Here is a 12,686-nt window from a genome sequence, read left to right as displayed (position 1 = left end):
TCAGGCCACCGCCCGGTTCAGGGTCTGCTGCACGGCAGCCCGGATCTTGTCGGCGTCGGGCAGCGCGAACCGTTCCATCGGCCGGCTGTAGGGGATGGGGATATCCGGGCAGGCCACGCGGCGGGGCGCGCTCTTGAGCAGGCCCGGGTCGGTCTCCGCCACCGAGGCGATGATCTCGGCGGTCAGGCCGAAGCTGCGGTAGTCCTCGTCGGCCACCACCAGGCGCCCGGTCTTGCGCACCGACGCCAGTACCGCCTCCCGGTCCAGGGGCACCAGGCTGCGCAGGTCGATGACCTCCGCGTCGACGCCGTCCTTCGCCAGTGCCTCGGCGGCGGCGAGTGCGTGGTGCACCGTCATGCTGATCGCGACGATGGTGACGTCGCCCCCCTCGCGCACCACCCTGGCCTCGCCGAAGGGGATGGCGTAGGGATCCTCGGGCACCTCGGTGGACGCCCCTTCCGGCGCGGCCATCCAGGCCAGGCCCTGCAGCCCCTTGTGGAACATGTAGAGCACCGGAGCGTCATCGCGGATCGCCGAGGTCATCAGTCCCTTGGCGTCGTAGGCGTTCGACGGTGCCACCACCTTCATCCCCGGCAGATGGGCGAACGTGGCGTGCAGCGTCTGCGAGTGCTGGCCGGCGTCGCTGTAGCCGCCTCCGGTCGCGGTCATCAGCACCATCGGCACCTTGCTGTTGCCGCCTGAGAAATAGGTGTTCTTGGCCGCCAGGTTGTAGATGGCGTCCATGCAGACGCCGAAGAAGTCGACGAACATGAGCTCGACGATGGGGCGCATGCCGGCCATGGCCGCGCCCACGCCCGCCCCGATGAAGGCCGTCTCCGAGATCGGGGTGTCGCGCACCCGTTCCTCGCCGAACTCGTCGAGCAGCCCCGTGGTGGAACTGAATATCCCCCCGTAAGGCCCCACGTCCTCGCCCATGACGAAGACCGTGGGGTCGACGCGCATCTCCTGCGCGATCGCTTCCACCATCGCGCGCGAACCTGTCAGTACTCGATTCCTGGACATCTGACCCACCTCCTCGGGTTACGCGAACACGTGCTCCAGCGCGTCCTCGGGCGCCGGCTCCCCGCTCTGGCGCGCGAACTCGAACGCCGCGTCTACCTCGGCCCGGACCCGGGTCAGCGCCTCGTCCGCCTCGGCCTCGGTGACGCCGGCGTTGTCGAGCATGTGCCCGCGCAGCCGATCGATGGGGTCCCGGGCCTTGAGCCGCGCCACCTCGTCCTTCGGCCGGTAGACCTCCGGGTCGCCCTGGAAATGGCCGTAGTAGCGGTAGGTCTGGACCTCGATCAGGGTCGGACCCTCGCCCCGGCGTGCCCGTGCCACGGCCTCGCCGGCGGCATCGAACACGGCCAGCGTGTCGTTGTCGGCCACGTGCACGCCGGGCATGTCGTAGCCCCGGGCGCGCACGCTGTTGTCCGGCACCGCGGTGGACCGGCTCTTCGGCACCGAGATCCCCCAGGCGTTGTCCTCGATGACGAACACGACCGGCAGGCGCCACAGCGACGCCAGGTTGAGCGCCTCGTGGAAGGCGCCCTGGTTGGCAGCGCCGTCGCCCAGGTAGGCCACCGCGACCGCGTCGCTACCCTGCAGCCTGGCGGCCAGGGCCGCGCCGGTGGCGGGACCGGCGCTCTCGCCGATGATGCCGCTGCAGGCGAAGTTCACGGCCGGATCGAACAGGTGCATGTGCCCGCCGCGCCCGCCCGCCAGGCCGTCTCGCCGGCCGTAGATCTCGGCGGTCATCCGGTTGAGGTCCACGCCCTTGGCGATGGCCACGTGGTGGGGGCGGTGGGTCGCCGTCACCGTGTCGCCGGCACGCAGGTGCACGCACACGCCGGCGGCGCAAGGCTCCTGGCCGGCGGCCAGGTGCATCTCGCCGGGCACCAGCCCGGCACCGATGTCGAACTTCGGGGTCTTTCCCTCCATGTAGGCCCTGGCCATCGTGTCCTCGTAATGGCGCGCCTTTGCCATGGCGGCGTACATCCACAGCAGCTGGTCCTTGCTCGGTTCCATTGCCACTCCTCCGGCCGGGGCGATATCCGGGCGTTTCTGCGGTTGACCGGATTTCAGAATAGCGCCGGATTCAGCACACCGGGGTTGACGACGGTCAATACGCGGAACAAAGGGGGGATTGGCGTGGGGAGGGCCGGGGGCTTGTCCGGACGCTTCAGGGTCTCCCGGCACGCCGGCCACTACATTCAACCCGCTGCAAACGCGCGCTTGTACGGGAATCGGCAAAAGCCGAACGGGGGGCGGGTGGTTCAACCCGACTGCCGGGCGCCGGGCGCCGGGCGCGGGCCCGTTCAGGCGCAGCAGATGCACCAGCGCAATGGTGTAGGCGAGCGACCACAGCAGCGAGGCGGCCGTCCACCACGCCGGTAGCGTCAGCCTCAAGACCGCGGCGACACCCACCAGCAGCACCGCGAGCACGATATCGGGCATGAAAGCGGTCTGGCGTTTCATGGCGATTCGGCGCGCCCTCGCCATGACCGTGATCGTGAGCGTGCCCAGCGCCCCCACGGTGACGGCATGCAGCGCGGTCGTCGGCATCGGGCTGCCGGTCACCCAGGCCGCCCCGAGCAGCGCCAGGCCGAGCGCCAGCCAGGCATACCCGGCACCGAGCAGGATCAGGTCATGCCGGTCGAGGCAGCGCCACAGCCGCCAGCGGCCGAGCCGCAGCCCGGCAGTCGCGGCCACCAGCAGCAGGACACCACCGGCGGCCACGTGGGCACCGGGAACCGCCCGGAGCAGCACAGCGATGCCGCCGAGCAGCAGCAACGCCCCCTCCAGCCGGGGCTGTACCCGGGCCGACAGTACAGCCCCCTGCAGCCGCAGGTGTCCGGCTGCGGCCGGCGCGATCAGGCGCCCTCCCATGAAGAGCATGAGTACGGCGAGCAGCACCACCGCCTCTCTCAGGACAACGTGCTCGGGGCCGGACAGTTCTGCGACATCGCTCACCTGCGTCAGCACCGCGGCCAGGGCGATGGCGATCAGAAGCGGCCCGGTTGCGCGGTTCCGCCATTTCTTCGCCGCCCGCATGAACGGCGGTGCCGCGAGCACGACCACGGCCGAGGCGAACAGTCCGTTGGCGAGCAGCGCCACCGTACCCCCGGGTGCAGCCAGGAAGGCGAGACGCCCCGCCAGCCAGAACGTCAGTAGCGCGGCGAGCACCGGCCGCCGGATACGGTTGATGGTGAAACCGGCAACGACGGCGAGGGCGAAGCCGAACAGCATCTCGTGGGCATGGCCCGTGCTCGTGGCGAGCCCCGGCAGCAGGGCGCTGCCGCCGGTCAGCGCATGAACCGACAACGGCACCACGAGCAGGGCATGGGCGGCGGCCAGGGGAAAAAACAGCACCTGCGCCCCGACACGCTGCCCGGACGGGCCGCCTCGGCCGCCCACGCTCATTCCACGCACACGGGCAGCGTGGCGAATCCGGCCGCGGGGAATCCGGCCCGTTCGGACAAACGCTGCGGATCGGGACGGAACCAGGCCGTTCCCTCCAGCAGCGCCTCCAGCATGACCCGAAGCTCCATCCTCGCGAGCGCCGCCCCCGGGCAGACGTGGATGCCGCCACCGTAGAGCAGGTTACCGTCCTGACGGCGGGTGAGGTCGATCCGGTGGGCCTGCTCGAACGCCGCCTCGTCGCGATTCGCCGCGATCCAGTTGATCGACACGGTAGCCCCGGCGGGGATGGTCCGGCCACCCAGCGTGACCCCGCGAGTGGTGCGGCGCCGGTTGGACACCAGCGGGCCATCCACGCGCAGGATCTCCTCGACGGCCGCCGGCACCTGGGTGTGATCACGCCGCAGCAGCGCCTGCAGCGCCTCGTCCGCCGCCAGGTGGTGGACGAGAATGCCCACGGCGGCGGATAGCGTGCCCACCTCGCCCATCGTCCAGTTGCGCAGCACGCTCACCAGCTCGTCGCGTCCGAGGGGCCGGCCGGCGACACGCGCGGCCATGAGCTCACCGGTCACGTCGCCGCCCGGGATTTCCCCGCGGCGGCGCCGGCCGATCATGTCGTCGACGTAGTCCTCGAACTCTTCGGCGATCCCGGCCATGGCGATACGGTCGCGCGCGAGGGTCGCGGCATGATTGCGCGCGGTCCATCGCAGCAGCGACGGGGCCATGGACTCCGGCCAGCCTAGAAAGGCGCACTGGGCGCGCGCGGCGAAGGGTCCGGCGACGTCTTCCATGATCTCCACGGCGCCCTGCGCCGGCACCGCCCCGATACACGAACGGGCCACCGCGGCACACCGCGCCTCGAACGTCGCGACCCGGCCGGGGGAGAGGAGCCGCTCGACGAGCCGTCTGTAGGCCGTGTGCTCCGGCGGGTCCATACCGTTCGGCACGGACAGGTGCCGCGAGACGCGATTGCTGAACACCGCGGTATCGTGGAGGACACGCTCGACATCCTCGTGACGGAAGACACTCCAGGCAGCGAAATCGCTGAACGCCACCGGGCAGCGCTCGCGCATGTCGTCGTAGCGCCCGACCGGATCCCGGGACGTATCCGGGATCGTGGGATCCCAGTCCTGCTCGCAGCACTCACTCATCGCAGCTTCCTTGAACATGTCGCCGACCGGCGGCCGACGCTTTGGGTTATCCGAGCGGCTTCCCACACCTTTGCCAACACCGGGGCGTAGCCACAGGCCGGAAACACGGCCCGGCTACGCATGAAGGCCGGCGAGCCTATCGGCACCGACGTTTTCAGCCGGCATACGACGTGATGTCGGCCACCAGGAGCAGACGATCCACCGAGGACCGTGCTGAACGGCCGGAGACACCTTGTTTGCCATTGAAACTTTCCCCTGGCCACTTTAAGATTCATACAAAATACTTATTTTAAGGCGACGACATGCTCCAGGCAATCAGACGCCGGCGGAACCGGCCGGAAACACCGCCCCCGATCCACGAGGACGATGGCGATACGCTGCACCAACGGATCGCCGCGCTCGAACAGGAGCGGGACACGGCCCTGCGGCGTTGCCGCGAGCTCGACGACGCACTGCAGCTACGCGGTCGCGTCGTACGCGGATTCGACCAGTTCGGCCAGTCCCTCAGCGCCCTGCGCGGCTCGTTCCAGCAGCTTTCCTCCATGCTGAACAGCCGGCGTGCGGACGCGGAGACCACCGCCGGGGAATCGACCACCAGCGGCACGGCAGTCGCGGACCTGGTCGCCCGTCTCACCCACGTCAGCGAAACGATCGGCCAGACCTCGGAGCACGTGGAGACCCTCGACCGCGAGGCTGGTGCGATCCGGGAGCTCGTCGATATCGTTGACGGTGTCTCCCGCCAGACCAATCTGCTGGCCCTCAACGCGAGCATCGAGGCCGCCCGCGCCGGTGCCCACGGCCGGGGGTTCAGCGTCGTCGCCGAGGAGGTACGCAACCTGGCCTCCCGGGCCGGCGAGGCAACCGAACAGATCGGCACCGCCGTGGCGCGGGTACAGGATCGGGTGACGACGACCACGACCGTGACCCGCGACAATGCGGAACAGGTCGCCGCGCTCAGCGACGAGGCACAGCAGGTGCGCGACCGCCTGGCCCACCTGCTGGAACTGGCGCGGGGCACCAGCACGACCCTCGGCTGGGCCGGGTTGCTCGCGGAGGTGGAACTGGCCAACCTTGAAGAGCTGGAGATCAAGCTCACCGTCTACCAGGTCCTCGGCGGCGCGTCCGGGCAGGGAGCGGACGATCTGCCGGACGAGACGCAATGCCCGCTTGGCCAGTGGTACTATGCCGGCGAGGGACGCGCCCTGTTCGGCGACGACCCGGACTTCGGGGCGATCGAGGCACCCCACCGCGAGGTGCACATCCAGGCCAGGGCGGCGGTCGCCGCGTACTGGCGCGGTGACATCGAGGCCGCCGTTACCGCCCTGGAGCGCATGGAGGCGAACAACCTCGACGTGATGGAGCGGTTGCGGCGACTCGTGCGCCGGCGCGTCACCAGCGAATGACCCATGGGCCGGGGATGATGCCCCGGCCGGTGCGTCACGGCACGGCCCGGGGAAGGGCGGACGCCGGGATAACCGGCGGGAGCCCGGAGCCGTGAGCGGGAGACCATGGCCGGCGACGCTACGCCGTGCCGCGCAGGCTTCGCCCGGCATGCCGTGTACGGCCGGCGGCGCGGACTCAGCCGACCGGTGCCGGTCATCCGCCGGGGTCCGGCCTCAGCCGCGTCACCCTTACCATCGCCGGATCGTCGGCATGGTCCACGAGGATGCGGCGCACCCGGTCCTGCCAGGCCGCGGCGAAGGCGGCGTTCTCCGCCGTATCGGCGCGCCCCTGCAGCATGGCCATCAGACGCCCTTTCTGCTGTCCGTCGGCCGGTACCACGCCGGCGTCGAAGCGCACGGCGACGGCTTCGCCGCTGTCGAGGCGCCGGAGGCACACGCCCCCGCCGGCCCCCTCGACGGACGCATCAAAGCGGAGCAGGCCGTTGCGGGCGAACCGCCCGCCGATCCCCTTGAAGCCGCCCTCCGCTGCGGCACCGGTGAGCAGGGTCAGCACCTGGGCGACCACCCCGGTAGTGCCGTCGTCGGCGCGTGCCGGCATGTCCACGGCGACCCCGCCGCGCTCCGGTAACGTGTCCGGGTACAGCGCCGTCAGGGCCGCGCGGCCGGTGAGAAAGGCACCGGCCACCGTGGGACAGGAATGCCCCGCGAGACGGACCGCGTCCGCGTAGCGGTACTCGAGAACACCGTCCTCGCTGGCACCGAGCAGCCCGGCCAGCGGATCCCGGACCCGCACGACCGGCGCCCGGTCAAAGAACACGGGAAATTGCATGGTTACCCCCTGACAGCCGGCAGCCCCGCTTCCGGCGGGGAACGCCGTCACTCCTGCAGCCGCGCGTCCATCGTGATCTCCGCGTTGAACAGCTTCGAGACGGGACAGCCCGCCTTCGCGGCCTCGGCCGCGGCGCTGAAACGCTCCCGGTCCGCACCCGGGATACGCGCCCGGACGTCCAGATGGACCGTGGTGATGGTAAAGCCACTGTCGTCCGGCTCGATGGTCACGGTCGCCGTGGTATCGATTCGTTCCGGCGTGAGGTCGTCCTGCCCCAGCACCATCGACAGGGCCATCGAATAGCAGCCCGCGTGAGCGGCCGCCAGGAGCTCCTCGGGGTTGGTCCCCTCGCCCTGCTCGAAACGGGTACCGAACGAATAGCCGGCACCCGCCACGGTGCCGCTCTGCGTGGAGACGGTACCGCCCCCCTCCTTGAGTCCGCCCTGCCAGACCGCGGTTGCGTTGCGTTTCATGATGCCTCCCGAAAGGCTAGCGGGTGTTGACTGCCCGGCTCCGGCGTCGCGCCGGCGGGCACAGAGATAGCGTTTGAGGTAATAGTAGGCGCCGATCAGGCGAACGCGATGGGCCGGCTCACCGGCGGGGGCCGAACGCCGCACCACCGCACTCCGGTAACACGCCATGGTGCGCTCGGCGAAACACCGCGCCGCATCGTCACCGCGCTCTGTCTCCAGATACCGCAGCCGATCGCGCTCGCATTCCATGCTCGCCACGAGAAGCCGGGCCACGTCCATGGGCTCACCACTCAGCCACCGTTAAAAACCGGCCCCCCGCTCCGGGGCCGCATGTACTCCCCGGGGTCACTCCGGGAGATTATGGAAATCGCCGGCGGCCGTTGGGGCCACCCATAAAAAGTATAATAAATATTTCTTTTTGTGCAACAACGAATGGTGCATGGGCAACCGCAACGGATCTCCCGCCGCGGCACCGGATCCCCACCGTCACGCCGCCGAGGGGGAAACCGTCCGGCGGGCGTTCACCTGCACGTGACACACCGGACGTGACAGGCAGCGTCATTTCACGGGATATTGGGGCCTGGGAAGATGGCTCACGCCCCGCGGCGAAGGCCCGTAAAAAGGTGCGCGGGCGGCGCACCGGGATCCGACCACGACAACACGGGAGGTCAAATTGTCCGTCACCAGCTTCCGGATCACCCCCAACACCGAACCGACCAGCGCCGACGACAGGGCGGCCATTCTCGCGGATCCCGGTTTCGGGCGTTTCTTCACCGATCATATGGTCCACGTACGCTGGACCGCCGCCGGGGGGTGGGAAGCCGGCGAGGTTCGTCCCTACGGGCCGCTGAGCCTGGACCCGGCCACCGCCGCCCTGCACTACGGCCAGACCGTGTTCGAGGGGATCAAGGCCTACCGCCATCCCGACGGCTCCGTGTGGACCTTCCGCCCGGAACGCAACGCCGAGCGCCTGCGCGCATCGGCGCGCCGTCTGGCGCTGCCGGAGCCGGACACCGGGACCTTCCTCGGCGCACTCGAGTCACTGGTCCGCCAGGACGTCGACTGGGTGCCCACACCGCAGCATCACGGCGCGGAGTCCAGCCTGTACCTGCGTCCGTTCATGATCGCCAGCGAGCCCTTTCTCGGCGTGCGGCCCTCACACACGGTGGATTTCCACGTGATCGCCTGCCCCACCGCCGCCTACTTCTCCGGGGGCGTGAAGCCGGTCCGCATCTGGCTGTCGCGCCGTTACACCCGGGCCGCCCCCGGCGGCACCGGCGCGGCCAAGTGCGGCGGCAACTACGCCGCCTCCCTTGCCGCCCAGCAGGAGGCGTCGGCGCACGACTGCGAGCAGGTGGTCTTCCTCGATGCCAGCGAGCACCGCTGGGTCGAGGAGCTCGGCGGCATGAACGTGTGCTTCGTGTTCGACAACGAGCGGCTGGTGACCCCGCCGGTCTCCGGGACCATTCTCGAGGGCGTCACCCGCGCCTCGCTGCTGGAGCTCGCGGCGGACGCCGGCCTGAGCGTCGAGGAGCGCCCGGTGAGCATCAACGAATGGATCGAGGCGGCGGATTCCGGCTCGCTTACGGAGGTCTTCGCCTGCGGGACCGCGGCGGTGGTGACCCCCATCGGCGAGCTGGTCACCGAGGAGCGCACCATCGCCTGCGGCGACAGTGACGGCGGCACCGTCGGCCCGATGCTGCGCCGCGCCCTCCTCGACCTGCAGTACGGCCACCGCCACGATGAGCGCGGCTGGATGACGCGCCTGGCATGACCGGGCCGTGGCCCGCCGCTACGGTGGCGGGCCTCCCGGCACGGCGTCAGCCACCGGCGGCCTCTTTGCCAGTGGTCCGCCTGCGGGGACGCCCGGCGGCCTTGAGGTCCCCGGCCAGTGCCAGCACGCCGATGATCACCGCCCCCTGGACGATGTCCTGCATGCCGGCGGGCAGGCCGGCGATCTGCATGGTCGTGACGATGAGGACCAGCAGCAGTGCCCCGAAGAACGTCCCCAGCGCCGTCGAGCTGCCGCCGTAGATGAGCGTCCCGCCGACCACGACCGCGCCCACGGACTGGAGCAGGTAGGGCTTGCCCATCTCCAGGAAGGCGCCGCCGACGTAGGCCGAGAGCAGCACGCCGGTCACCGCCGCGAGCACGCTGCTGGTGAAGAACGCCAGGAAGATGGTGCGATCGGTCCGGATACCGGCGAGCCCCGCCGCGCGGAGATTCTGCCCCACCGCCATCAGGCTGCGCCCGTACGCCCGCGTGCGCAGCACCCAGGCGGCGAAGGCCACGATCACCAGACTGACCAGCGTTATCACCGGAAAGCCGAGCAGCTTGCCGGTGGTGAGCGTCTTCAGCACCGGATCGACGGCGAACGTCGAGAAGTGCTGGTTGGCGAGCAGAACCGCCGTCGCCATGATGTAGCCGGTGGCGAGTGTCGCAATGATGGCCGGGATGCCGAGGCGCAGGACCAGGAAGGCATTGACCGAGCCGACCACGGCCCCGATGGCGACCACCGCCAGCACCCCGACGGGCACCATCGCCGCCGAGCCCTGGATGATGCTCATGCCGACGAAGGCGCTGAAGGTGACCACGCTGGGGATGGACAGGTCGATGTTGCCCCGGCCAGTGGAGACCACGAACATCTGACCGATGGCCACCATGGTCAGGAACGCCGTCGAGGTCAGGACGCCGCTGAGACTCTGGAGGCTGAAGCTCTCGGCGAACACGCTGAGGATCCCCCACAGCACCACCACACCGATCGCCGACCAGATCCAGCGATTCCCGGCCGCCCAGCTGAAAAACCCGCTCATTCCGCCGTCTCCTTCTGCCCGACCAGCGTCCGCAACGCCAGAATGCCGATCAGCAGCGCCCCCTGGACCGAGGCGTTGTAATCCGTACTGATCCCGATGAAGCCCAGCAGCGCCCCGATCAGCGAGAGCGTGAGCGCGCCGAAGACGACCCCAACCGGGGTGACCGAGCCGCCGACCAGCCGGCAACCGCCGATTACCACCGCGGCGACGCTGAGCAGCGTGAACGAGCCGCTGGCGTTGATATCCGAGGCCGTGTTCACCGCCGTGAGGGAGAGCCCGGCGAACAGGCCGAACACGCCGGCGACGACGTAGCGCGCGACGGTGTAGGTGAACGCCGACCAGCCCATGTGGCTGAGGGCCTGGGCGTTGTTGCCGAAGCCCCGCAGGACCACGCCCAGCCGCGAGCGGTTGACCGCCCAGGCGAGCACCCCCGCGCCGGCGATCATGACCACCGAGGCGGGGACACCGGCGAGCGACCACGAGAACAGCGCGCTGAGCCACGCCGGGCTGCTCCCGCCCGGGCTTTCCTGCAGCGTATAGCCGATCCCGAGCCAGATGAACGAGGCACCCAGGGTCACGACGATGGCGGGCAGCTTGCGCCCCTCGATCAGGGCGCCCAGGCTCCCGTAGCCCGCAACCAGCGCGAGCAGGGCCAGCGCCCCCGGGCCGGGATGGGCGACCAGCACCGTGGCGCTGACCACGTTGACCAGCCCGGCGAAGGCCCCGACGCCCAGGTCGATATGACTGCCCCCGACCACGAACATCTGCGCGGCGGCCACCAGCACCAGCGGCACCGCCGGCCCCAAAAGCAGGTCGAGGCCGAACGCGCTGACCGCCATCGGGTTCATCGAGCCGATGATGGCGAAGATCACCATCGTGCTCAGGAACGGCGCGACCCGGAACAGCCACTGCCGCCATTGCCCCTGGCGCGCCCGGCCCGCACCGGCGGCGGCAGGCGTGGCCTCCTCCACGATCTCGCTGAACGCGGAGCTCACGATCGCCTCCTCGCTGATGTCCTCGCCGCGGAGCTCGCACGCGATCGCGGCCTCGCTGAAGACCAGGACCCGGTCGCACTCCAGGAACTCGATATCCTCGCTGCTGTACCAGATGATGAGCTTGCCGGCCTCGGCCAGCTCGCGGACCACGTCGTAGAAATCGCGCTTGACCGAGACGTCCACGCCGCGGGTGGGATCATCGAGCAGGATCACGTCCGCATCGGCGAACAGCGCCCGTGCCACCAGCGCCTTCTGCTGGTTGCCGCCGCTGAGCTCCAGGATCGGCGAGGGCAGGCGCTCGCGATCCAGGCGCAGCTTCTCCAACCACCGGTCGATGCGCCCGAGTTCGCCGCGCCCGGCGAGCGGCGCCAGCGGGCCACGCTTGCCGGTCTGGCCCACGGCGATGTTCTCCTCCACGCTCCACAGGGGGAAGACGCCCTCCCTGCGGCGGTCCCCGGAGACGAAACCGACGGACCCGAGGCACTGCACGCTGCCCCGGCGTGCCTGACGGAAGACCTCGTGAAGCATCTCGCGCTGGCCGCTGCCCTCCAGCCCGGCAAAGCCGACGATCTCGCCGGCGTGAAGCGCCAGGGTCTGCCCGCCGGTACCGCGGACATGGTCGCCGCCAATGCGCACCAGCGGCTCGCGCGCCACCGCCGCGCCGTCCCGGCCGCGGGCCCCGGCATCGGCGTGGTGGCTCTCCAGCTCCCGGCCCGCGTCACCGCCCATCCAGTCGACGAGCTGACCCACCGAGGTTTCCGCCGAATCGCCCTCCCAGACCTTCTCGCCGTTGCGCATCACGGCGATCCGCGAGGCGATGTCCACGACTTCGCCGAGCTTGTGGCTGATGAACACGAACGACACACCCTCGCCGGAGCGCGCCTCCATGTACCGCCGCAGCTGCATGCTGCGCTCGGAGTCCAGCGACGACGTGGGCTCGTCGAGGATGAGCAGCCGCAGGCTGGGATCACTCGCGGCCCGGGCGATCTCCACCATCTGCCGCTGCCCGATGGGCAGGTCGCCGACCCGCGCGTGGACATCGATGCCAGCGTCCGGAAAGACCCGGTCGATGCTCCGGCGGGCGCGCCGCCCGTAATGGGCGTGCCACAGGGGGCCGCCACCGGCGATCCGGGCATCCTCGAGGAAGAAGTTCTCCGTGACCGACAGGTTGGTGCACAGGGACAGCTCCTGGTGGACGATCCGGATCCCCTGCACCCGGGCGTGCCGCGGCGAGAAGCGCTGGAAATCCACCGGCACGCCGGCAATCGCGAGACTGCCCCGGTCGGGCGCGGTCACGCCGCAGAGGATGCGCATCAGCGTGCTCTTGCCGGCCCCGTTGGCGCCGACGAGGCCGAGGACGTCACCGGCGGCGAGAACGATGCCGACGTCGCGGTTGGCCGTCGTCGGGCCGTAGGCCTTGGTAACACCCTCGAGGGCGACGACGTTCGGCGCAGGGGGGCCGGACGGCGATACCGCATGCGCGGCACCGGTCTCCCCGGTCGCTGTTTCCGGGAAAGGATCGCGTGGGGACTCGCTGGGGCTCATAACGGCTCCTGGGCATGCATGTAGGCCCGGTCACCCCGCGGGGTGACCGGGCACAAG

Annotated in this window: 9 protein-coding genes; 2 read left to right on the top strand and 7 right to left on the bottom strand. The window is 70.1% G+C overall.

Annotated elements, in window-relative coordinates; translation table 11 throughout:
- The 3 genes from ACEZHJ_RS11185 to ACEZHJ_RS11175 are packed head-to-tail and all read right to left on the bottom strand — an operon-like array spanning position 1 to position 4,571.
- Positions 1 to 1,023, bottom strand: a complete 1,023-nt coding sequence (locus ACEZHJ_RS11185) for an alpha-ketoacid dehydrogenase subunit beta (protein WP_163140305.1) — start codon at positions 1,021 to 1,023, stop codon at positions 1 to 3.
- 18 nt (positions 1,024 to 1,041) lie between these two features.
- Entirely contained in the window at positions 1,042 to 3,372 is a 2,331-nt protein-coding gene (locus ACEZHJ_RS11180) for a thiamine pyrophosphate-dependent enzyme (protein ID WP_375036510.1), read from the bottom strand.
- 47 nt (positions 3,373 to 3,419) lie between these two features.
- Positions 3,420 to 4,571 carry a cytochrome P450 gene (locus tag ACEZHJ_RS11175; protein ID WP_163140674.1) on the bottom strand — a complete coding sequence of 384 codons (1,152 nt, stop codon included), beginning with the start codon at positions 4,569 to 4,571 and terminating at the stop codon, positions 3,420 to 3,422.
- A 302-nt stretch (positions 4,572 to 4,873) separates the two neighbouring features.
- On the opposite strand from ACEZHJ_RS11175, the gene ACEZHJ_RS11170 reads away from it, so the two are divergent.
- A complete protein-coding gene (locus ACEZHJ_RS11170; RefSeq protein ID WP_163140676.1) occupies positions 4,874 to 5,974 on the top strand; it encodes a methyl-accepting chemotaxis protein in 1,101 nt (366 codons plus the stop codon).
- Between the two features lie 193 nt (positions 5,975 to 6,167).
- On the opposite strand, the gene ACEZHJ_RS11165 is transcribed toward ACEZHJ_RS11170, so the two are convergent.
- Together ACEZHJ_RS11165 and ACEZHJ_RS11160 are read right to left on the bottom strand one after the other, a co-directional pair.
- Positions 6,168 to 6,803, bottom strand: a complete 636-nt coding sequence (locus tag ACEZHJ_RS11165; protein ID WP_163140678.1) for a hypothetical protein — start codon at positions 6,801 to 6,803, stop codon at positions 6,168 to 6,170.
- A gap of 47 nt (positions 6,804 to 6,850) precedes the next feature.
- Positions 6,851 to 7,276, bottom strand: coding sequence for an OsmC family protein (locus ACEZHJ_RS11160; protein WP_163140680.1), 426 nt, complete (start codon positions 7,274 to 7,276; stop codon positions 6,851 to 6,853).
- 673 nt (positions 7,277 to 7,949) lie between these two features.
- Between ACEZHJ_RS11160 and ACEZHJ_RS11155 the strand changes: the two genes are divergently transcribed.
- Positions 7,950 to 9,050: a branched-chain amino acid aminotransferase gene (locus ACEZHJ_RS11155; RefSeq protein ID WP_163140682.1), complete on the top strand. Its 1,101-nt coding sequence runs from the start codon at positions 7,950 to 7,952 to the stop codon at positions 9,048 to 9,050.
- A gap of 46 nt (positions 9,051 to 9,096) precedes the next feature.
- Here the strand turns inward: ACEZHJ_RS11155 and ACEZHJ_RS11150 are convergent, their stop codons facing one another.
- Complete coding sequence (locus tag ACEZHJ_RS11150; protein WP_163140684.1) at positions 9,097 to 10,089, bottom strand: ABC transporter permease; 993 nt, start codon at positions 10,087 to 10,089, stop codon at positions 9,097 to 9,099.
- Positions 10,086 to 12,629, bottom strand: coding sequence for an ATP-binding cassette domain-containing protein (locus ACEZHJ_RS11145; protein ID WP_375036509.1), 2,544 nt, complete (start codon positions 12,627 to 12,629; stop codon positions 10,086 to 10,088). Before ACEZHJ_RS11145 ends, ACEZHJ_RS11150 begins: the two co-directional genes overlap by 4 nt.
- Between the last annotated feature and the right edge of the window lie 57 nt (positions 12,630 to 12,686).

Source organism: Arhodomonas sp. KWT2 (genome assembly GCF_041949875.1).
In the GTDB taxonomy this organism is placed as follows: Bacteria; Pseudomonadota; Gammaproteobacteria; order Nitrococcales; family Nitrococcaceae; genus Arhodomonas; species Arhodomonas aquaeolei.
The sequence above is the reverse complement of the archived record's forward strand: the minus strand, read 5'-3'. Positions and strand labels throughout refer to the sequence as shown.

What these genes read in the sequence shown, in the direction of transcription:
- ACEZHJ_RS11170 (WP_163140676.1), top strand. Translation starts at nt 4,874, where the DNA reads ATGCTCCAGGCAATCAGACGCCGGCGGAACCGGCCGGAAACACCGCCC.
- ACEZHJ_RS11145 (WP_375036509.1), bottom strand. Translation starts at nt 12,629, where the DNA reads ATGAGCCCCAGCGAGTCCCCACGCGATCCTTTCCCGGAAACAGCGACC.
- ACEZHJ_RS11160 (WP_163140680.1), bottom strand. Translation starts at nt 7,276, where the DNA reads ATGAAACGCAACGCAACCGCGGTCTGGCAGGGCGGACTCAAGGAGGGG.
- ACEZHJ_RS11185 (WP_163140305.1), bottom strand. Translation starts at nt 1,023, where the DNA reads ATGTCCAGGAATCGAGTACTGACAGGTTCGCGCGCGATGGTGGAAGCG.
- ACEZHJ_RS11175 (WP_163140674.1), bottom strand. Translation starts at nt 4,571, where the DNA reads ATGAGTGAGTGCTGCGAGCAGGACTGGGATCCCACGATCCCGGATACG.
- ACEZHJ_RS11150 (WP_163140684.1), bottom strand. Translation starts at nt 10,089, where the DNA reads ATGAGCGGGTTTTTCAGCTGGGCGGCCGGGAATCGCTGGATCTGGTCG.
- ACEZHJ_RS11165 (WP_163140678.1), bottom strand. Translation starts at nt 6,803, where the DNA reads ATGCAATTTCCCGTGTTCTTTGACCGGGCGCCGGTCGTGCGGGTCCGG.